The following is a 21,225-nucleotide window of genomic DNA, read 5'->3' as shown; positions in this document are numbered from 1 at the left end:
GGCCCTGCCCGGCCCCTCACCCCACCCCTCTCCCCGCGCAGAGCGGGGAGAGGGAGCAAGGGCGTCGTTACTTCACCACGAACTCGATCCGCCGGTTGGTCGCGCGTCCTTCCGCGGAGGCGTTGCTCGCGAGCGGCTTCGACGCGCCGTAGCCGACCGCGATCAGGCTGGCCGAGCCGATCCCGGCCTTGGTGAGATTTTCGGCGACCGCTTCGGCGCGGCGCTTCGACAGCGCGTCGTTGGCCGCCTTCTTGCCGGCGGAGTCGGTGTGGCCGCCGACTTCGATCGTCGCCGCCGGGCAATGCGCGATCACCTCCGCGAGTTGCTTCAGCACCGGCAATGAGGCCTGCGCGATCTCGGCGCTGCCGCGCGCGAAATTGATCTTCTCCGCCGCGGCCAGCGTCGACAATTTGCTCTGGCAGGATTCCAGCGACGGCATCGATGCGGTGCCGGCGGCGTCGGCGGTCTTGATCGGCGCCGGCGCGACCGTCGCCGGCGGCGCCACCGCGGCCGGCCTGGCGGATTGCTCGGCCGCTTCCTTGGCAGCCGCTTCCTTGGCAGCGGCTTCCGTGGCCGCGGCTTCCTTGGCCGCAGCTTCCTTCAAAGCGGCAACCTCTGCGGCGGCCTTCGCCGCGGCTTCCATCGCGTCGGCTTCGGCCTTCGCCTCGGCGTCCGCCTTTGCCTTGGCGGCAGCCTGTTTTGCCGTCGCATCACGGGCGGCGATCGCCTTGGCGGCGGCCTCCCGCGCGGCTCCCTCGGCGGCCGCCTTCTCCACCGCCTCGCGCGCCTCGGCTTCCGCCTTAGCCTTTGCTTCGGCCTTGGCTTCAGCCTGCGCGGCGGCTTCGATCTGCAGCTTCGCCACCGTCTTCGCCGCCAGCGCCGCGCCGCTCAGCTCCTCGACCTCGGACACCAGCCGCACGCCATTGACCTGCCCGATCTGCTCGCTCAGCACCGCGCGCTTCGCGCCGAGATCGTCCGGCAGCAACACGTCGCGGCCGCTGACGTCGAAATTCAGCGGATCGGCGCCGGCGCTCTTCACCACCTCGGCGACGCGCTCGCGCAGATCCGGCTCGATCTTCGGCATCGTGGTGATGCCGAACAGCAGCAGAATCACCCCGGTCGCGAACAGCCCGACCCACCAGCCCTCGAACCGCGCCGGCAGCAGCCCCGGCGCAATGCCGCCGGCAATGCCACCGACGATATAGGCCGCGACCAGTCCGACGCCCGCCTCCAGCATCAATTCGGGCCTGCCCGACACGAGCCGTGCCACGATCAGCACCACGGCGATCGCGAACACCACACCGATCCGCTGCAGCCAGTAGTTTTCCAGATCGGCCGACCAACCGAGTTTCTCGGCCAGCAACGGCGTGACAACGCCGACAGCGAATGCGGCTGCAAGCCAGATCCAGTAATGAGTCAGGAGATACAACATCGGGGCGCATCCTTCTCCGCCGCGATCGACGCCACCTCGGTGCCCCACTGATCGGCAGGGTCGCTCCGGCAGCTGCCGGGCGAGCGCGCGCGCTTGAATTGAAGCCGCTACTGCGACCGCTCGCGCGGTCGCCGGGATCGGCCCTCGTTCAATAGCGCCGTCGGCGCGCTCGCCACCATCCTGACTAAAGTTTGATCGCCCCCGAGCCCTGATTAGTTAGTAGCCACTCGGCTGAAAATCGCAGCACGCGCCAACTACCCACCTACCAATTCGCAGCAATCATTGTGTTCACGGTATCTGAGTGCAAGTCGGCTTGCTGTCAGGTGGAGCGGCGATCGCCCGCTGAAAAAGCCGACCGTTGCGAAGCTGCGTGGCGGCGCAGGTACAGCGCAAGAAAAAGGGCGGCCCGAAGGCCGCCCAGTTCCCGTTCCCCGTTCTCAGGTCAACAGAATGATGAGGATGATGAGCGGAATCGGAATTCCGACGAGCCACAATAGAATTGGCATGAGTTCACTCCTTAGGTTGCAGTTGAACGACGACGAAACACAGGCTGTTTGCCCCAGGTGCCGTCGCGTGTTCCGCCGCCTTCCATCGCGGCGAGGCAGGCGCTCAACGCGCCGATGAAGAGAGACAATGTCAGCCAGATCGAGATCTGCTGGCCGGCCTTGCGTGCGGACTCGAGGCTGGATTTCAGACTGGCGACTACCTGATCGACGCGCTGCTCGGCATCGGCCTGGCTGAGGCCGGTTCTGTTCGCGATCAGTTTTGCGACATAGCTGCGATCGGCGGCGGACAGCCCGTCGCCGCTCTCGACCGACGAGGTCAGCAGTCGCGTCAATTCAGAACGCGAGTCTGCAGGATTGGCCTGCGCCTGGCCCGACGAGTCGGCCCGCAGCAACTGATCGACATAACCGTCCATCGCTCCGGAAGATTGCGCGGCCGAGGCGACGCTCGATGTCGCCGCCGATGTCGCAGCGCCGACCCCGCCGATCAGCGCGCTGGCTGGAGCGGCGAGAAGCGCGGCGCCTACCACAGTCGCGAGCGCCCACGCCAGCAGCCCATGGGCGGTGTCGCGGAAGGTGATCTCGGTCGAGGCGACCCCGACCCATGTTGCACGCAACCGACCCGCCAGATAGCCGCCGACCGCCGAAGAGATCATCGCGATGACGATGAAATACAGGCCTGTACCGATCTTGAAAGTCGTCGCGGATACGCCGGACGAGCCCCACGGCGAAACCACCGAGAACCCCACGCCGGCACCAAATGCCAGCAGCACCAGCGTCAGCGCGCAGGACACGACGGCCCCTGCAACCACCGCGGCCCACGACACACCGGGCGTCACTGACACGTCGCCGCGCGCGCCGGTTGCCAAAGATTGTTCCATTGAATTCTCCACGAGCCAAAGAGCTATCGTCGGGAGAATGTGGAAGCGTAGTGTTGGTTCCTGGAAGAAGCCGATGATGATCGGGAAAGCGCAGCGATCCGTGATCGCCTAGCCGCTGTTCCGCAACCCCGCCGAGATGCCGTTGATCGTCAGCTGAATCCCGCGCAGAATCTGCTCGTCCGGATCATGCGTGCGGTGCTCGCGAAGGAGCTGCACCTGGACGTGGTTGAGCGGGTCGAGATACGGGAAGCGGTGGCGGATCGAGCGGTCGAGCAGCGGGTTGCCTTGCAGCAGCTTGTCGTGGCCCATGATCGCCAGCAGGCTGTCGACCGAGGCGTGCCATTCGGTGCGGATGCGGCCGAAGATCTCCTGCCGCAGCTTTTCGTCCGGCACCAGCTCGGCGTAGCGCGAGGCGATGCCGAGCGAGCTCTTCGACAGCACCATGTCCATGTTCGACAGCAGCGTGCGGAAGAACGGCCATTCCTGATACATCGCGTTCAGGAACGAAACACCCTTGTCGGGATGCTGCGCGACCCAGGCCTCGACCGCGCTGCCGAAGCCGTACCAGCCCGGCAGCATCAGGCGGCATTGCGCCCATGAGAACACCCAGGGGATCGCCCGCAGATCCTCGATCGCGCGGGTCTTCTTGCGCGACGCCGGGCGGCTGCCGATGTTCAGCGTGGCGATCTCGTTGATCACCGTCGACGCCCAGAAATACTCGACGAAACCGTCGGTCTCGTAGACTAGGCCGCGATAGGCCTTGAACGCCAGCGCCGAGAGCTGCTCCATCGCTTCGAGATAATCGTGCTGCGGCGCGACGCGCTTGGGCTGCAGCAGGCTCGCCTCCAGCGTCGCCGCGGTGAGGATCTCCAGATTGTTGCGGCCGACCTCGCGGTTGGAATATTTGCTGGTGATGATCTCGCCCTGCTCGGTGATGCGGATCTGGCCGTTCACCGCGCCGCCGGGCTGCGCCACGATGGCGTCGTAGCTCGGCCCGCCGCCGCGGCCGACAGAACCGCCGCGGCCGTGGAACAGCCGCAGCCTGATGCCGTGATGTTCGAAGATCTCGATCAGCCCGATCTCGGCCTTGTACAGCTCCCAGCCCGAGGTGACGAAGCCGCCGTCCTTGTTGCTGTCCGAATAGCCGAGCATCACCTCCTGCACGCCGCCGCGGCTGTCGACCAGCCGGCGATATTCCGGGATCGACAGCAGCCGGTCCATGATCGCGGAGGAGGCCTGCAGATCCTCGATGGTCTCGAACAGCGGCACGATGTTGATCGCGCTGCGCCCGGACGGATCGATCAGCCCGACTTCCTTCAGCAGCACCGCGACTTCGAGCAGGTCGGAGACGCCCTTGGTCATCGAGATGATGCATTGCGGGATGGTGGCTGCGCCGTAGATCGCGTGCGCGCGCGCCGCCTCGTGCAGCACCGCGAGTTCGCCGACGGTCTCGTCGCTGTATTTCACGAAGATCGAGGTCAGCGGCCGGGCGCTGCGCAGCTCGGCGGTCAGCAGCGCGATCCGCGCGTCCTCGCCGATTTCCAGATAGGCGCTGGCCGGCCGGGCCGCTTCCATCAGTTCGGCCATGGTGCGCTCGTGCACCGCCGAGTTCTGCCGCATGTCGAGGCTGGCGAGATGGAAGCCGAAGCAATCGGCGGCGCGGCGGAGCTGCCGCAGGCGGCCACGCGCGATCACGCCGGCATTGTACTTGGTGAGCGAAGCGTGGATGGCGTCGAGATCGGCCTTGAAATCCTGCACGCTCGCGTAAGCCTCGGCCTCGCCGACCGGGGCGCGGACGCTGTCGATCTTCAGCTTCGCCGCGGTCGCGGCCAGCCGCGCATAGATCCCCGACACCGCCAGCCGATAAGGCTCGTGGCGGCGATGCGGCGACTGATCGGGAGAGCGCTCGGCCAGCGCCCGCACCTCGTCGCTGATCGACACCAGATGCGAGGCCAGCGACAGTTCGGAGCCGAGTTCGTGAAGTTCGTCGAGATAGAACCGCAGCACCCGCGCGCTCTGCAACTGCAGCGTGCCGTGCAGCACCTCCGCGGTCACGAACGGATTGCCGTCGCGGTCGCCGCCGATCCAGCTTCCCATCCGCAGGAAGCTCGCCAGTTCGTCCTCGGGCCCGCCGCCCTCGCCGCCGCCGAGCTGATCCTCCACCGAGCAATGCAGCCGCGGCACCTCGCGCAGAAACGAATAGTCGTAGAACGACAGCCCGTTGGTGACTTCGTCGAGCACCGTCAGCTTGGTCCGGCGCAGCAGGTTGGTCTTCCACAGCGTCACCACCGCGCGGCGCAGCTGCTCCTCGTTCTGCTCCCATTCCTCCGGCGTGAGCTGGACGCGCTCGCGCTCGTCGAGCAGCGCCGCGATCTGCATTTCGCGGTCCATCGTGCTCTTGCGGCGCACCTCGGTCGGATGCGCGGTCAGCACCGGGCTCACCAGAGCGGTCCTGAAGAAGTCGCGCAGTTCGCGCGCGCCGATCCCCTCTTCGCGCGCATGCGCCAGCGTCTTTGCCAGCATGCCCGCGCGCGGCGCCGAGCCGGCAGTCGAGCCGGCGCGCATCTGGCGGATGTTGTTCTGGTCTTCGGCGATGTTGGCGAGATGCGAGAAATAACTGAAGGCGCGGACGATCTTCACCGTGTCCGAGGCGGACATGCCGTCGAGAATCGCTTCGAGCTCGCGCCGCGCGGTCTTGTCGTCGTCGCGGTGAAACCGGATCGAGGTCTGGCGGATGCCCTCGACCAGATCGAACACCGCGTCGCCTTCCTGGTCGCGGACGGTGTCGCCGAGGATCCGGCCGAGCAGCCGGATATCGTTGCGCAGCCGGGTTTCCGCCTCCAGCGCGGCGCCGTCGTCTGCGCGGTTCGGCAGCGCTTCGGGCTCGGTGGGCATGATCATGGACGACATCGCGATGCTGCTCCAGGATGTTGCCGGCATCCCGAGACGTCGCAATTTTTTGCGCTGCACGCAAGGTCAAGAAACGGGCGACGCCTCAACGCCGCCACTGCCCGCCCCGGTCAGCGTCCGGCGAACATATTGCGGACGTTGTCGGGACGCGGCTCGCCGTCGTCGGGCGGCGTCGCGTCGGGCCCGGCGCGGTCGGGCTGGCCCGGCTCGATCTTCATCGGTGCGTTGGCCGGGTCGCATTCGTCGGCGGCAGAGGCCGGCGCGACGCGGGTCGGCGGCGGCACCGGCTCGAACAGCGGCGGCTGCGGGAACGGCGTGGTCGCAGCCGGCGGCTCGAACAGCGGGGTCTGCGACACCGGCGCGGCCGGCGGCGCCGCGACCGGCTCGGATTTCGTCGCGGGTGCGTGGTGAAGCTGATGCGATGCGGCGGCCGGCTCGCGCATGCGCGCCCAGAAGAACGGCACCGCGATCGCGACCAGCACCGCGACGACCAGCAGAATCAGCAGCGCGGATTGCTGCATCAGCGCCACCGCCGGCACGCTGATGCCGAGAATGGCGCCGACCACGCAGACCTTCCACGACCGGATATGCAGTCCGGCCGTGAAGGTGCCGAGCGCCAGCAGCGTCAGCACGCTGAGCGGCGATGCGATGCCGGTGACCTGCCGCAGCACCTGCAGCGACATCAGCTCCATCGCGACCAGCACCGCGGCCCAATGCAGCGCCTGCGACACCACCAGGTGGATGTGCTCGTCGCGCCCCTCGACCTGCGGCCAGCGCGTGATCACGCACACCAGGCCGATCAGCGGCGTCAGCAGCACCCAGTACAATCCGGTTTCGGTGAAGCTGGTGTAGGCGATGCCGCCGAGCGACAGCAGCAGCATCAGCACATAGGGCCAGTCCCGCAGCAGGAAGCCGCCGAATCCGGAAAGCCATTTGCGCGACTGAACCGTGTCGTCATCCAGCATGGTCATGAGCGTGCTCCGCTTGGATCTCGCATGCGCGTGCAGAGACAGCGCGGCAGCACGCCATGCGGGAGGGCAACGAACCCCGGCCAAGCCGGTTCCCGCGATTTTGCACTTCCCCGAGGCGGCACAAAAACCGAGCTATCGATCGATTACATCGATTGATATCAGAAAAATAATCCGTTTGAATGATTGATCGGCGGAGCCTGAGATGGGCCCGAAAGGAGCCCCGCCCCATGAGTCCGACCTCGCACAGCCTGACCTCGCCCTCCGAAGCGCAGCACCCGCGCTCCCGCCCCTCCCGGATCGGCCCGCATCTGGCGGCGGTCGCGCCGGGCGTGTTGCTGACGGCCGCGATCGCCGCGGCGGCGCTGACGCTGCGCGCGATCCCGGCAATCAGCGGCGCCAGCCCGATGCTGCTGGCGATCCTGATCGGCATCGTGGCGCATAATGTCGTCGGCACGCCGCAATGGGCGGTGCCGGGGGTCAAGTTCAGCCTGCGCCGGGTGCTGCGCTTCGCCATCATCCTGCTCGGGCTGCAGCTCACCACCGCGCAACTGCTCGAGGTCGGCGGCGAAGGGGTGGCGATCATCGCCGCGACGCTGCTCGCGACCTTCGGCTTCACGGTGTGGTTCGGGCGCATGCTCGGGGTCGACCGCAAGCTCGCCGAGCTGATCGCCGCCGGCACCTCGATCTGCGGCGCCTCCGCCATCATCGCCACCAACACCGTGACCCGCGCCGACGACGAGGACGTCGCCTACGGGGTCGCCTGCGTCACCGTATTCGGCTCGCTTGCGATGCTCGGCACGCCGCTGCTGCAGAACATGCTCGGCCTCGACGCCCGCGCCTTCGGACTGTGGACCGGCGCCTCGATCCACGAGATCGCCCAGGTCGTCGCCGCGAGCTTCCAGGCCGGCCACGATGCCGGCGAGTTCGGCACCATCGCCAAGCTGTCGCGGGTGATGATGCTGGCGCCGCTGGTGATCGGTCTCGGACTGCTGGCGCGCGCCCGCGCCCGGCATCAGCCCTCCGCGACCGGCAGGGCCGCGCCACCGATGCCGTGGTTCGTGCTCGGCTTCGTCGCGATGATCGGCGTCAACGAGGTGATCGCGATCCCGCACGAGGCCAAAACCTGGATCGTCGCCGCGACCGGCTTCCTGCTGTCGATGGCGCTGGCCGCGATGGGGCTCGAAACCGATCTGCGCAAGCTGGCCGCGCGCGGCCTGCGCCCGGCGCTGCTCGGCCTGTGCGCAGCCCTGTTCATCTCGGGCCTCTCGCTGGGCCTGATCAAACTCACAGGATGGCATGGATGACACTGGAACAGCTCCGCATCTTCATCGCGGTCGCCGAGCAGCAGCACATGACCCGCGCCGCGAGCGGACTGAACCTCACCCAGTCGGCCACCAGCGCGGCGATCGCCGCGCTGGAAGCGCGTTACGACGTCAAGCTGTTCGATCGAGTCGGCCGCGGCATCGTGTTGACCCAGGCCGGTCGCGATTTCCTCGGCGAAGCCCGCGCCGTGGTCGCCCGCGCCCGTGCCGCCGCGCAGGCGCTCGACGATATCGCCGGGCTGCGGCGCGGCGCGCTCAACCTCGCCGCGAGTCAGACCATCGGCAACTACTGGCTGCCGCCGCGGCTGCTCGCGTTCCAGCGCGCCTATCCGGGGATCGCGCTGCAGGTGACGATCGCCAATACCGAGCAGGTCGCACTGGCGGTGCGCGAAGGCCGCGCCGATCTCGGCCTGGTCGAAGGCGAGGTCGACGATCCGCTGCTGTCCGGCGACCGCATCGACGGCGACAGCCTCGCGATCGTGGTCGGCAGGCGGCATCCATGGGCCGGTGCAACGCGGATTTCGGCGAGCGGGCTGACGACCACCGGCTGGGTGTTGCGCGAGCGCGGCTCGGGGACGCGATCGATGTTCGAGGCCGCGCTGCGCGGCGCCGGCGTCGAGCCGTCGAGCCTCGACGTGAAGCTCGAACTCCCGTCCAACGAGGCGCTTCGGGCTGCCGTCGAAAGCTCGGACTACGCCACCGCAATCTCCGATCTGGTGATTGCGCCGTCACTTGCAGCAGGCGCCCTGCACCAGGTGCAGTTCGAACTGCCGCGTCGGTCGTTCTGTGTGCTTCGTCACAGAGAGCACGGCGGCGGCCAGGCCGAAACGGCGATGCTCGCGGCATTGCGGGACAACTAACACCCGATGGTCCGCGCCACGCTCGGCCAGAACGTCCACGTCCCGACCGGGATCGCAGCCGTCTCGCCGCGCGCCAGCGCTGCCCGCTAGATCACCCGCCCCGCTTTGGCCCAATACGGATCGCGCAGCCGGCGCTTGAAGATCTTGCCGGAATCTTCGCGCGGCAATTGCGCCATGATCTCGATGTGCTTGGGAATCTTGTAGCCCGCGAGGACGTGTTTGAGCTGATCGCGGAGATATCCCTCGTCGAGCGTCACGCCGGGCTGCGGTTCCAGCATCGCCATCAGCGCCTCGCCGAATTCGGCGTCGGGAATCCCGAACACCGCGCAATCATGCACGCCGGGAATCGCGTGCAGCGCCGCCTCGATCTCGGCCGGATAGATATTGACGCCGCCGGAGATCACCATGTCGCGCTTGCGGTCGCAGATGAAGACGTAGCCGTCGGCGTCGAGATAACCGACGTCGCCGGAGGTGATGTAACCGCCCCGGTCGATCTCGGCGCGCTTCTCGGGCTTGTTGTGATAGGTGAAATCCGGATTGCCGGGGATCCGCGAGAAGATCTCGCCGATCTCGCCCTGCGGCACTTCGTTGTTGTCGTCGTCGACGAACACCAGCTCCGCCCCCGGAGCGATCCTGCCGACGGTGCCGGGCTTGTTCAGCGCGTCGTCGGAGCTCGCGAAGGTCACCGCGCCGGATTCGGTCGAGCCGTAGAATTCGTAGATCACCGGCCCCCACCAGTCGATCATCGCGCGCTTGACGTCCGCCGGGCACGGCGCCGCCGCGTGGATCACATGGCGCAGCGAGGAGACGTCGTACGTCTTCCGCACCTCCTCGGGTAGCTTCATCAGCCGGATGAACATCGTCGGCACCATGAAGATGGTATCGATCCTGTGCCGCTCGATCAGTTGCAGCAGCGCCTCCGGCTCGAACCGCGGCATCAGCACCAGCACGCCGCCGAGCCGGCCGGCGCGGATGCCGAACGAATTCGGCGCCGAGTGATACAGCGGTCCGGGGCACAGCGCGCGCGCCCCCGGCTTCAGCCCATAGATCAGCGCGCGCATCGCCTCGGCGTTCTTCGCCTGGTCCGGCGTCGGCGCGAAGCGCTTGACGCCCTTCGGATGGCCGGTGGTGCCCGAGGTGTAGATCATGTTCTGCGGCTGCGGCAGCACGGGACCATCATACGGCTCCTGCTGCGCCAGCCAGCCGTCGAAATCGATCGCGCCCTGCGGCGCGGCGCGATGGTCGGGATCGATCTTGTAGTTAGCGCCAACCTCCGGCGGCGTCGGCACGCTCAGCATCGTCACGCTCGCCGGCACCACGCCGGCCGACTGATGCAGCAGATCGGCGTGGCCGATCAGCACGCGGGTGCCGGAATCGCCCAGCACATACGCCACCTCCTCCGGCTTGAAGTGCCAGTTCACCGGCACCATGTAGGCGCCCAGCATCATCACCGCATAGGCGGATTCCAGAAACGCGATGTCGTTGCGCATCAGCACGCAGACGCAGTCGCCCGGCTTGACGCCGAGCTTCTGCAGCCCGCCCGCGATCAGCGCCACGCGCGCGTCGACCTCGTCGAACGAGCGATGGCGATCGCCGCTAATGATGCCGTAAGTGAGTTGGTGATTCATGGTCTTCTTCTTGTTGTGAGGAGGAACCGTCATCCTGAGGTGCGAGCGAAGCGAGCCTCGAAGGATGAGCCGCAAGTAAACGTCTCGCATCCTTCGAGGCTCGCCCTTGCGGGCGAGCACCTCAGGATGACGGTCGAACGTGTAACTACCCGTCGACGAAATTCGGCGCGCGCTTCTCCATGTTGGCGCGGACCGCTTCGGTCTGATTGGGCGAGCCGATCAGCTTCTGCTGCTCGACGCTTTCGGCCATCAGCGCCGGTCCCGGATCGACCGAGAGGTTGTTGAGCATCCGCTTGGCGGCGCGGATCGCGTCCGGGCTCTTGCCGGCGATCTCGCGCGCCATCTCCAGCGCCGCGGCGCGCGGATCGTCGACGATCCTGGTCGCCAGACCGTAAGACAGCGCCTCCTGCGCCGAGAAGATCCGCCCGGTATAGGTCAGCTCGCGCAGGATGTCGTCGCGCACCAGCGAGGCCAGCACCGGCGTGCCGGCCATGTCGGGCACCAGGCCCCATTTGATTTCCATGATCGACATCCGCGCGTCCGGCGCCATCAGGCGAATATCGGCGCCGAGCGCGAGCTGGAAGCCACCGCCGAACGCGACGCCGTGGATCGCGGCGATCACCGGCACCGGCAGCATCCGCCAGCCCCACACCGCCTGCTGCGGCGCGTTGGCGAGGCCGTGGGTGCGCCTGGTGAGATCGCGAAATTCGCCTCCCGGAATTCCATTGCCGCCGCCTTCTTTCATCGCGGCAAAACGCCCCATGTCGAGGCCGGCGCAGAACGCCTTGCCCTCGCCCGACAGCACCACGACGCGGACGCCCTTCTCGTGCGCCAGCTGCTCGGTGGCGGCCACCAGCGCCTCGAACATCGCGGCGTCGAGCGCATTCATCTTGTCCGCCCGCACCAGCCTGACGTCGGCCACGCCGTCCGTCACCGATATCGAAACGCGATCATTCATCGGGCCATTTCCCCTGCATGTGTTGTGGCTTGTGTTTCGGCGCTACAGAAAAGCGTTGTCGGAATTTAGTCAATCGCCTAATTAACGAACACCTTCCACTTTTCCGGGCACCTGACATGTTCACCGATCAGCTCCTCGCAGGCCGTCGCATCCTCGTCACCGGCGGCGGCACCGGGCTCGGCAAATCGATGGCCGCGCGCTTCCTGCAGCTCGGCGCCGAGGTCCATATCTGCGGCCGCCGCAAGGGCGTCTGCGACGACACCGCGACCGAACTGATGGACCAGTTCGGCGGCAAGGTGATGACTTACGGCGTCGACATCCGCGACTCGGCCGCGGTCGACCACATGGTCGAGACCATCTGGGCCGATGGCCCGCTCACCGATCTGATCAACAACGCCGCGGGAAATTTCATCTCGCGGACGGAAGAGCTGTCGCCGCGCGGCTTCGACGCCGTCGCCAACATCGTGATGCACGGCACGTTCTACGTGACGCACGCGGTCGGCAAGCGCTGGATCGAAGGCGGCCATCGCGGCAATGTGGTGTCGATCACCACCACCTGGGTACGCAACGGCAGCCCCTATGTGGTGCCCTCGGCGATGAGCAAATCGGCGATCCACGCCATGACGATGTCACTCGCCACCGAATGGGGCCGCTACGGCATCCGCCTCAACACCATCGCGCCCGGCGAAATTCCGACCGAAGGCATGAGCAAGCGGATCAAGCCCGGCGACGAGGCCGGCGCCCGCACCGTGAAGATGAATCCGATGGGCCGGGTCGGCACCATGGAGGAACTGCAGAACGTCGCGGTGTTCCTGATCTCCGGCGGTTGCGACTGGATCAACGGCGAAACCATCGCCATGGACGGCGCCCAGGGCCTGGCGATGGGCGGCAATTTCTACCAGCTCCGCGACTGGAGCAACGACGACTGGGAACAGGCCAGGGCCTCGATCAAGGCCCAGAACGAAAAGGACCGCGCGCAGCGGGGGTGATACGTTCACGGCCGTCATCCTGAGAGCCTGCCCCGGACTTGATCCGGGGTGCGCGCTCTTGCGCGCCTCGAAGGATGACAGCAGCGAGCGCCTGCGGCCCATCCTTCGAGGCCGTCGCAGATGCGACGGCACCTCAGGATGACGTCGTGCGAGCGGACGGGCCGAGCAATTCGGCTCGCGCGCACGAGCCAACTAACGACGTCATCCCCCGCGCATGCGCGGGATCCAGTATCCCAGAGCGCTGGTGGCGATCACAATCGCTCTGGCGATTGTGCTCTGCAACGGCCTTGCGCTCCCTCCCGCGACATTCCCTCCCGCTTGTGTTTGCCTGCGAAGCGCGGCAGACTTTGCGCAACCACAAGTAACTAAAAAATCATCCAGGGAGTGATCATGTCCGAGCTTCAGGAGCAGACACGCACAGCCGCGCCCAACGCGTCGTCCGAGCCGAATACGCTGGCCGATGTCGTCCGCGCGCAGGCCAAGACCCGCGGCGACGATATCCTGTTCGAGTTCGAAGGCCGCATCACCAGCTTCGCGCAGTTCGATGCCCACACCAACCAGATCGCCCGCGCGCTGGCGGCCAGCGGCGTCAAGCCGAACGAGCGCATCGCCTATCTCGGCAAGAACAGCGACGTGTATTTCGAGCTGTGGGCCGGCGCCATGAAGGCCAAGGTGGTGATGGCGCCGGTGAACTGGCGACTGGCCGGACCGGAGATCGCCTACATCGTCGAGGACTGCAAGGCCGCGATCCTGTTCGTCGGCCCGGAATTCATCGATCAGGTCCGCGGCCTGAAAGACCAGATTCCGAGCGTCCGCCACATCATCACCACCGAAGGCGGCGCGCCGGAATGGCAGGACTTCACAAGTTGGCGCGACGCGCAGCCGGGCGACGATCCGCAGGTCGCGGTGGCGCCGAGCGACATCGCGATCCAGCTCTACACGTCGGGCACCACCGGCAAGCCGAAGGGCGCGATGCTCAGCCACGCCAATTTCCTGTCGCTGGTCCGCGCCGGGCGCGACAACACGCCGGAGTGGAACATCTGGTCGACCGACGACGTCTCGCTGATCGCCATGCCGGTGTTCCACATCGGCGGCTCCGGCTGGGGCATGATGAGCGTCTATCACGGCGCCAGGGGCGTCATCGCGCGCGAATTCGATCCGACCAGGGTGCTGGACTTCTTCGAGCAGTCCGGCATCACCAAGCTGTTCATGGTGCCGGCCGCGATGCAGTTCGTGGTGCGGCAGCCGCGCGCCCGCGAGGTCGATTTCTCGCGGCTGAAATACATGCTGTACGGCGCCTCGCCGATTCCGGCGGCGCTGCTGAAGGAATGCATCGACGTGTTCAAATGCGGCTTCGTGCAGATGTACGGCATGACCGAGACCACCGGCACCATCGTGGCGCTGCCGCCGGAGGATCACGTCGAGGGGCTGGAGCGGATGCGCTCGGCCGGCAAGGCGCTGCCCGGCGTCGAGATCGCGATCCTCGATCATGACGGCAACCGCCTGCCGCCGCGCGCCGTCGGCGAGATCGCCACCCGCTCCGGTTCGAACATGGCCGGCTACTGGAACCTGCCCGAGGCGACGAAGAAGACGATCGACGCCGACAACTGGCTGCGCACCGGCGACGCCGGCTACATGGACGAGGACGGCTACGTCTACATCCACGACCGCATCAAGGACATGATCATCTCCGGCGGCGAGAACATCTATCCGGCCGAAGTCGAGAGCGCGATCTGCGATCATCCGGATGTCGCCGAAGTCGCCGTCGTCGGCGTGCCGGACGATCAGTGGGGCGAGGCGGTGAAAGCCGTGGTGGTGATGAAGCCCGGCAAGGAAGCCACTGCGCAGGACATCATCGGCTTCACCCGCACCCGCATCGCCGGCTTCAAGACGCCGAAGTCGATCGACTTCATCCCGGCCCTGCCCCGCAACGCCTCCGGCAAGATCTTGCGCCGGCATCTGCGCGATCCGTATTGGACCGGGAAAGACCGCCAGGTGAACTGAGCGCAATCACCTCGGACGCGACGCTGCACAGTCAAGGCGCGGCGCACGTCCCTCGCGTTCGTCATTCCGAGGCGCGAGCGCAGCTCGCGAACCCGGAATCCATAGCCCCTGGACTCTCGTTCAGCCGTAACGTTGCCGGTCACTTCATCTCGGCCGCGGTGGTCATGGATTCCGGGTTCACGCCAACGCGCGTGACCGCGTCGGCGTGCGCCGGAATGACGACGAGGTGACGCGGCGTGTGTTCCTCATGCCGAATAAATCTGTCCACGGCCCCTTGACAATAATCCTATTATGATTATAGTCCGCATCGTCCTGTCCGTGAGGGGCGCTTCGCGAGGCGTCGGATAGCGGGACAGATCGCGAAGGCCGGGCAACCGGCGGGAGTGATAGTCCGGCGTAGCCAGCTTTGCTGGCGAAGCCGGGCGGACGCGGCGTCCTGCGCGTCGTGCCTCGCAAGCACGCGTCCGGGAGGCAGAGGTCACCGTCCGCCGCTACTACGAGCGGCTGCCGCTTTCGTGGCTGGACGGGCGCAGCAAGGCCGGGGAGATCCCGCACCGCTGTGCTCCCGGAAGAACGGTCCCGATGCCCAAAATCGCCGCGGTGGGCGCGCCGGAACGGCGTTGCGCGATGGTCCGCAAAGCCATCGCGACACTCACCACTTTTGCGCCTTTCGGCGCGCCCCCGCCCCTCGCTGTGAAGCGACGGGTGCAAACCTCGGACGCTTCGGCGCCGCGAGAGCGAATGGACGTGGCTGTTTGACAGGGCCGTTTGAATTAGAATCTATCGCCGCGTGCAGGTCCTCAACTCGCACTCCGTCATCCTGAGAGCCTGCCCCGGACTTGATCCGGGGTGCGAGCGCAGCGAGCCTCGAAGGATGGGCCGCAAGGCACCGGCTGTGCGCGTCTCCGCATCCTTCGAGGCTCGCCCTCGCGGGCGAGCACCTCAGGATGACGGCGCCGGGATGGTAGCAGCGCTTGCACCATGCTCCTCACCGCTTGTTCACACCCATATAGCCGAACAGGAATCCCGCGACCTTGCGCATCTGGATTTCCTCGCTGCCTTCGGTGATGCGGTAGCGGCGGTGATGGCGGTAGATGTGCTCGAACTGTTTGTGGCGCGAATAGCCGATGCCGCCATGCACCTGGATCGCACGGTCCGCCGCCTGGCCGCACAGCCGGTTCGCCCAGTAGTTGCACATCGACACCTTGTCGGACAGCGTGTGCTCGACCTGCGCCTGGGTCATCTGGTCCATCTCCCACGCGGTCTTGCGGATCAGCAGCCGCAGCATTTCGGCCTGGGTCGCGAGTTCGACCAGCGGAAACTGGATCGCCTGGTTGCGCGCCAGTTCCTCGCCGAACGGCTTTCGCTCACGCGCGTATTTGACGCTTTCATTGATGCAGAACACCGCCGCGCCGAGCGAACTCGCCGCCTGCCGGATGCGGTTCTCGTGCACGAAGCACTGCGCCAGCGACAGGCCGCGGCCGACCTCGCCGAACAACGCCTCCTCGGTGACGAACACGTCGGTGAAGCTCACCCGCGGATGGTCGGTCGGCATGTTGAAGGTCCACAAGTACTCTTCGACCTTCACGCCCGGCGCATCGGCCGGCACCAGAAAGCAGGTGATGCCGCGCGCGTCGCCGTCTTGGCCGGAGGTGCGGGCGAACAGCGCGCAATGCGTGGCGACGTGCATGCCGGTCGTCCACATCTTCTCGCCGTTGATCAGAAAACCCTTCTTGCCGTCGCGCACCGCCTCGACCGCACGGGTCTCCATATGGGTCGCGTCGGAGCCGTGATCGGGCTCCGTCAAACCAAACGTGATGCGATATTTGCCGGTGATCGAGCCGTCGATCATCGCCTTCTGATCGTCGCGGCCGTACAGATCGAGCATCTTCACGATCGGAAAATTGCCGACGATCGAATGCTCGTTCTGCAGATCGTTGTGCAGGCCGAGGCCCTTGGCTGCGAAGTGCTCGCGGATCACCGCCATCCACAAATTCGTGCCGTCCTGCCCGCCATAGCGCTTCGGAATCGCGAAGCGCAGATGCCCGGCATCGTCGGCGATGTTCTTCGCCTTGCGCAGCAGCTCTTCCCATTCGTGCCGCGGCAGCCCGCCGCCCTCGAAATCGGTACGCGCCCATTCGCGGCGATGATCGAAGAAGCGGATGTTGTCGTCCGCCTGTTCCAGCGGCTTGATCTTGGCGTCGATGAAGCGATCGAGCTCGGCGAGATAGGCGACCAGATCCGGCGGCAGGGAAAAATCCAAGGCGTGCTCCCACGGTGTTCGTGTTGTTGTTGATCTTGTTAAGCGAGTGATTAACATGCGCCGCACACGACAAGTCAAGCGCGCTTCAGCCGCACCAATTCTGCCCAACGAAAAAAGGAAACGTCGATGGCGCTGCAATTCTCCAATGTGACGCGCAAGGGCCCGATCACCATCGTCACGCTGTCGCGGCCGGAGGTCTACAACGCGCTGCACACCGACGCGCATTTCGAACTCGAAGGCGTGTTCAACGACTTCTCCGCCGACCCCGAGCAATGGGTCGCGATCGTCACCGGCGCCGGCGACAAGGCGTTCTGCGCAGGCAACGATCTGAAGTGGCAGGCCTCGGGCGGCAAGCGCGGCTGGGGCGAGACCGGATTCGCCGGGCTCACGTCGCGGTTCGATTGCGACAAGCCGATCATCGCCGCGGTCAACGGCGTGGCGATGGGCGGCGGCTTCGAGATCGCGCTCGCCTGCGACTTGATCATCGCCGCCGAGAACGCCACCTTCGCCCTGCCCGAGCCGCGCGTCGGCCTCGCCGCGCTCGCCGGCGGCCTGCACCGCCTGCCCCGCCAGATCGGCCTGAAGCGCGCGATGGGCATGATCCTCACCGCCCGCCACGTCTCGGCGAAAGAAGGCCACGAGCTCGGCTTCGTCAACGAGGTGGTGCCCCCGGGGGAGGCCCTCGCCGCCGCCGAGCGCTGGGCCGAAACCATCTGCGCCGTCTCCCCGATGTCGATCCGCGCCTCGAAACAGACACTGTCGCGCGGCCTCGACGTCTCACTGCCGCAAGCTATCGCCGAGCAGCGCGACTATCCGGCGGTGAAAGCAATGGTCGCGTCGCAGGACTATGTCGAAGGTCCGAAGGCGTTTGCGGAGAAGCGCAAGCCGAACTGGCAGGGCAAGTAGTCCGTCAGCACGACCTCTCCACGTCATTGCGAGCGAAGCGAAGCAATCCAGAAGCTCGCGGCGCAGCGCTGGATTGCTTCGCCGCGGAGCCTGTACTCGGACGGCGCAAAGCGCCGATCCGGGTGCTCCTCGCAATGACGGGAAACCAACGTCGGTCATTCCGGGGCGCGAGCGCAGCTCGCGAACCCGGAATCCTGAGGTGATGAACTCTTCGAGATTTCGGGTTCGCGCTACGCGCGCCCCGGAATGACAACTGAGAAATTCCTCGGATGAAAACTGCTGAGTCGTCATCCTGAGGCGCGAGCGCAGCGAGCCTCGAAGGATGCGGCGACGAGCCGCTGACGTCGATTGCCTGCGGCTCATCCTTCGAGGCGCGCAAGAGCGCGCTCCTCAGGATGACGGAGTGTTTGTTGGAAGGCCTTGTTCACCGCCTTCCATCTCGCGCCGATAGCTCGCGTAGTTCGGCTGATCGACCGCGAGCTTGGCGAGCGTGGTGCGCCACAGATGATCCTTCAGGCCGGGCGTCGACAGGCTGGCGGCGCCGGACGCGACGCGGTCGGCGAGTTCGGCGTTGAGGTTGAACAGCGAGCCGTCGTGGCCGAGCAGCGCCTTCAGGCTGGCGTGTTCTGCGGCGTCGCTTTCGCCGGACAGCGCCAGTTGCCGCGACACCAGATCGAGCGCGTTGATGCCGACGCGGAGCTTGAATGCGGCGTGGCCGGAGATCTGCGGCGCGATGTGGTCGCGCAGGAAGTCGGCGACCGCCTTGATCAGTTCGTCGGGCCTCGGTTCGTCCTGCATCGCTGCCTCGTTGAATGATTAGCCGCGCGGCGCCAGCAGCCGCAGCAGATCGATCTCGGTTTCCGACGAGCGGCGCCCGATCATCGCGCGCTCCATCGAGTGATCGGGACCTTGCCTGAACCGCTGCATCATGCCGCAACACATGATGCCCCAGCGCAGCGTGCCCATCACTTCCCAGAATTTCACGCGCGCTGCATCGACGTGCCCGCCCGCGGCTTCGTAGCCGGCGAACATCTCCTCGCGCGAGCCGAGCCCGCCGACCGGTCTGTCGATCTCGCCGAACCGCCAGGAATTGACGCAGATCCAGCCGAGGTCTTCCATCGGATCGCCGAGATGCGCGAGCTCCCAATCCAGCACGGCGCGCACGCCGTCCGGTCCGACGATCAGATTGCCGTGGCGGAAATCACCGTGCACCAGCGTGATCTGCTTGGAGACGCCGGGGTCGTGATCGGCGAGCCAGCGCAACGCCAGTTCGAACACCGGCCGCGGCCAATCGTAGGCGCGATAGTCGTCGCGCAGCAGCCCGATCTCCTGCGTCGAACTGATTGTCCGCAAGCCCGGCAGCGCGGCGCTGTCGATGCCGTGCAGGCCGGCGAGGATGGTGCCGATCTGCCGCGCCAGTTTAGGCCGTGCGGCGGCGAATAGTTCGTCGCGCAGGATCTTGCGCGGGATGGTTTCGCCCTCCACCTTCTGCATCAAAAAACCGTCGCCCAGCCCGTCGCGCTCGGTGAGCACGTGCAGGACGCGCGGCGACGGCACCCCGGCGTCGTAGGCCAGCCGCATCAGCTCAGCCTCCGCGTCGAGACCGGCGGCGCGGCCCGACACGCTGCCATAGCCCGGCGGCGAGCGGCGCAGGATCGCCGCGACGTCGCCGTCCGGCCGTTCGATCACGAACGACCAGGTTTCCTGGCTGGCGCCGCCGGAGAGCTGCGCCACGTCGCGGACGCCGGTCGCGCCGGCGCACCACGATCGCACGCTGCGCGCCAGCGCCTCGACAAAAGCCGTTGCGGCCATCGCGCGCTTATTTGCCCTGGAACTTCGCGGGGCGCTTTTCGAGAAACGCGCCGACGCCTTCCTTGAAGTCGTCGGTCGAGCCTGCGATGCGCTGGGATTCGAATTCGAGGTTGAGCTGCTCCTCGAACGAATTCTCCGGCGAATCCCAATACAGCTTGCGGATCAGCGACAGCGCGATGGTCGGGCCGTTGGCGAGTTCCTGCGCGAGCTTCATGGTTTCGGCCCACAGCTCGGAATCGTCGTAGACGCGATTGACGAGACCCCATTCCAGCGCCTTCTCGGCCGGCAGCTTCTCGCCGAGCAGCGACAATTCGACCGAGCGCGCCTTGCCGATCACGCGCGGCAGCAGCCAGGTCGAGCCGCAATCCGGCACCAGACCGATGCGACGGAACGCCTGTAGGAAGTAGGACGACTTCGCGCACAGGATCATGTCGCCCATCAGCGCGAAGCTCATGCCGGCGCCTGCGGCCGGCCCGTTGACCGAGGTGACGATCGGGCAATGCAGCTTGCGCAGCCGGCGCAGGAACGGATGGAAGGCGGTCTCGAGCGCGGCGCCGGCGCCCTTGCCGCTCTGGCTCATGTTGTTGCTCGAGCTGCGCCCCTGCAGATTGGCGCCGGTGCAGAACGCGCGGCCGGCGCCGGTGATGACGAGGCAGCGCACTTCGGCGCGCTTGTCCTCGATCGCATCCAGCGCCTCGCCGAGGCCGCCGAGCATGTCGATCGAAACCGCGTTCATCACCTCCTGATGATCGAGCTTCAGGATCGCGACCGGGCCATCGAAATCGAGCGTGACGTGTTTGAACTGCATCTGTTTCCTCGCGCTTGCTCCGCGTTATTCCGCGGTGTGGAAGGCTCTCGGACCTGGAGCCATATTTGATTTTTGCGGCGCGCTTGTCCATGGTCGGGCGACGATAACAGCGCGCAGCCGTGGTGAACGGTTTAGCGCGCGACAAACAAAAATGGAAACGCTGTATGAGCATTTTCGATCTGAGCGGACGCGTTGCGGTCATCACCGGTGGCAATGGCGGCATCGGGCTCGGCATGGCGCAGGCGCTGGCCGCCGCCGGCTGCAACGTCTCGATCTGGGGCCGCAATCCCGAGAAGAACAAGGCGGCGGTGGAGAGCCTCGCCGGCGCGCGCGGCAAGGCGGAAGCGCGGGTCTGTGACGTCACCGATCCGGCGTCGGTCAAGGCCGCGATGGAGGCGACGCTGCAATCCTTCGGCCGGGTCGACGGCTGCTTCGCCAATGCCGGCATCGGCGGCGGCGGACGACAGCCGTTCATCGAACGTACCGAAGAGCAATGGCGCACGATGTTCGCCACCAATCTCGACGGCGTCTTCCACGCCTTTCAGGCCGCGGCCCGGCACATGACCGACCGCGCCGCGAACGGCGATCCGTTCGGCCGGCTGGTCGCGACCTCGAGCCTCGCCTCGATCTTCGGCACCGCGCGCAACGAGCACTATGCCGCGACCAAGGCGGCGATCAACGCGCTGGTCCGCGCGCTCGCGGTCGAGTTGGCGCGCAACGGCATCACCGCCAATGCGATCCTGCCCGGCTGGATCAAGAGCGACATGACCGCGGGCATCATGGGCAACGACAAATTCGTCGCCAATGTGATGCCGCGGATTCCGGTGCGCCGGTTCGGCGAGCCGGAGGATTTCGGCGGCATCGCGGTGTATCTGATGAGCAAGGCGTCGTCCTATCACACCGCCGACACCTTCGTGATCGACGGTGGCTACACGGCGTTCTGACGATCGCGATCCTCCATCAACAAGAAGAACAAGA

The 21,225-nt window shown here is 66.5% G+C and carries 16 protein-coding genes; 6 read left to right on the top strand and 10 right to left on the bottom strand.

Annotated elements, in window-relative coordinates; all coding sequences use genetic code 11:
• Positions 1 to 67 precede the first annotated feature (67 nt).
• The 4 genes from ACTZWT_RS09625 to ACTZWT_RS09610 all read right to left on the bottom strand — a co-directional run bounded on the left by ACTZWT_RS09625 (position 68) and on the right by ACTZWT_RS09610 (position 6,697).
• Positions 68 to 1,432 carry an OmpA family protein gene (locus ACTZWT_RS09625; protein ID WP_444769453.1) on the bottom strand — a complete coding sequence of 455 codons (1,365 nt, stop codon included), beginning with the start codon at positions 1,430 to 1,432 and terminating at the stop codon, positions 68 to 70.
• A gap of 517 nt (positions 1,433 to 1,949) precedes the next feature.
• Entirely contained in the window at positions 1,950 to 2,816 is an 867-nt protein-coding gene (locus ACTZWT_RS09620; protein ID WP_444769452.1) for a hypothetical protein, read from the bottom strand.
• 108 nt (positions 2,817 to 2,924) lie between these two features.
• Positions 2,925 to 5,726, bottom strand: a complete 2,802-nt coding sequence (gene ppc, locus ACTZWT_RS09615) for a phosphoenolpyruvate carboxylase (RefSeq protein WP_444769451.1) — start codon at positions 5,724 to 5,726, stop codon at positions 2,925 to 2,927.
• Positions 5,727 to 5,836: 110 nt separating this feature from the next.
• Complete coding sequence (locus tag ACTZWT_RS09610; RefSeq protein WP_444769450.1) at positions 5,837 to 6,697, bottom strand: hypothetical protein; 861 nt, start codon at positions 6,695 to 6,697, stop codon at positions 5,837 to 5,839.
• A 227-nt stretch (positions 6,698 to 6,924) separates the two neighbouring features.
• Between ACTZWT_RS09610 and ACTZWT_RS09605 the strand changes: the two genes are divergently transcribed.
• Positions 6,925 to 8,001 (top strand): YeiH family protein, encoded by a 1,077-nt coding sequence (locus ACTZWT_RS09605; RefSeq protein WP_444769449.1) that lies wholly within the window; start codon positions 6,925 to 6,927, stop codon positions 7,999 to 8,001.
• Complete coding sequence (locus tag ACTZWT_RS09600) at positions 7,998 to 8,879, top strand: LysR family transcriptional regulator (RefSeq protein WP_444769448.1); 882 nt, start codon at positions 7,998 to 8,000, stop codon at positions 8,877 to 8,879. The genes ACTZWT_RS09605 and ACTZWT_RS09600 overlap by 4 nt, the downstream gene beginning before the upstream one ends.
• A gap of 86 nt (positions 8,880 to 8,965) precedes the next feature.
• Here ACTZWT_RS09600 and ACTZWT_RS09595 read toward each other — a convergent pair whose 3' ends face one another.
• Both ACTZWT_RS09595 and ACTZWT_RS09590 read right to left on the bottom strand, forming a co-directional pair.
• Entirely contained in the window at positions 8,966 to 10,507 is a 1,542-nt protein-coding gene (locus ACTZWT_RS09595) for an acyl-CoA synthetase (protein ID WP_444769447.1), read from the bottom strand.
• A gap of 145 nt (positions 10,508 to 10,652) precedes the next feature.
• Positions 10,653 to 11,465 carry a crotonase/enoyl-CoA hydratase family protein gene (locus tag ACTZWT_RS09590; protein ID WP_444769446.1) on the bottom strand — a complete coding sequence of 271 codons (813 nt, stop codon included), beginning with the start codon at positions 11,463 to 11,465 and terminating at the stop codon, positions 10,653 to 10,655.
• A gap of 116 nt (positions 11,466 to 11,581) precedes the next feature.
• Here ACTZWT_RS09590 and ACTZWT_RS09585 point away from each other — a divergent pair, with 116 nt between their 5' ends.
• Both ACTZWT_RS09585 and ACTZWT_RS09580 read left to right on the top strand, forming a co-directional pair.
• Positions 11,582 to 12,454 carry an SDR family oxidoreductase gene (locus ACTZWT_RS09585; RefSeq protein ID WP_444769445.1) on the top strand — a complete coding sequence of 291 codons (873 nt, stop codon included), beginning with the start codon at positions 11,582 to 11,584 and terminating at the stop codon, positions 12,452 to 12,454.
• 390 nt (positions 12,455 to 12,844) lie between these two features.
• Entirely contained in the window at positions 12,845 to 14,458 is a 1,614-nt protein-coding gene (locus tag ACTZWT_RS09580; RefSeq protein WP_444769444.1) for a fatty acid--CoA ligase, read from the top strand.
• A 988-nt stretch (positions 14,459 to 15,446) separates the two neighbouring features.
• On the opposite strand, the gene ACTZWT_RS09575 is transcribed toward ACTZWT_RS09580, so the two are convergent.
• Positions 15,447 to 16,721, bottom strand: a complete 1,275-nt coding sequence (locus ACTZWT_RS09575) for an acyl-CoA dehydrogenase family protein (protein ID WP_444769443.1) — start codon at positions 16,719 to 16,721, stop codon at positions 15,447 to 15,449.
• A gap of 126 nt (positions 16,722 to 16,847) precedes the next feature.
• On the opposite strand from ACTZWT_RS09575, the gene ACTZWT_RS09570 reads away from it, so the two are divergent.
• Entirely contained in the window at positions 16,848 to 17,627 is a 780-nt protein-coding gene (locus ACTZWT_RS09570) for an enoyl-CoA hydratase-related protein (RefSeq protein WP_444769442.1), read from the top strand.
• 390 nt (positions 17,628 to 18,017) lie between these two features.
• Here ACTZWT_RS09570 and ACTZWT_RS09565 read toward each other — a convergent pair whose 3' ends face one another.
• From ACTZWT_RS09565 to ACTZWT_RS09555, 3 genes are read right to left on the bottom strand one after another with little or no spacing between them, the layout of a single operon-like run.
• On the bottom strand, positions 18,018 to 18,425 hold the full coding sequence (locus ACTZWT_RS09565; RefSeq protein WP_444769441.1) for a DUF6285 domain-containing protein: 408 nt from the start codon (positions 18,423 to 18,425) through the stop codon (positions 18,018 to 18,020).
• Positions 18,426 to 18,443: 18 nt separating this feature from the next.
• Positions 18,444 to 19,439 carry a phosphotransferase family protein gene (locus tag ACTZWT_RS09560; RefSeq protein WP_444769440.1) on the bottom strand — a complete coding sequence of 332 codons (996 nt, stop codon included), beginning with the start codon at positions 19,437 to 19,439 and terminating at the stop codon, positions 18,444 to 18,446.
• Positions 19,440 to 19,446: 7 nt separating this feature from the next.
• Complete coding sequence (locus ACTZWT_RS09555; protein ID WP_444769439.1) at positions 19,447 to 20,247, bottom strand: enoyl-CoA hydratase/isomerase; 801 nt, start codon at positions 20,245 to 20,247, stop codon at positions 19,447 to 19,449.
• 164 nt (positions 20,248 to 20,411) lie between these two features.
• Here ACTZWT_RS09555 and ACTZWT_RS09550 point away from each other — a divergent pair, with 164 nt between their 5' ends.
• The gene (locus ACTZWT_RS09550) at positions 20,412 to 21,191 is read left to right on the top strand and encodes an SDR family NAD(P)-dependent oxidoreductase (RefSeq protein ID WP_444769438.1); all 780 of its coding nucleotides are present in this window, start codon (positions 20,412 to 20,414) and stop codon (positions 21,189 to 21,191) included.
• Positions 21,192 to 21,225 lie beyond the last annotated feature (34 nt).

Origin of the sequence: Rhodopseudomonas sp. NSM (assembly GCF_052445935.1) — a bacterium.
Taxonomy (GTDB): Bacteria; Pseudomonadota; Alphaproteobacteria; order Rhizobiales; family Xanthobacteraceae; genus Rhodopseudomonas.
This window is presented reverse-complemented; position numbering and strand designations above follow the sequence as displayed.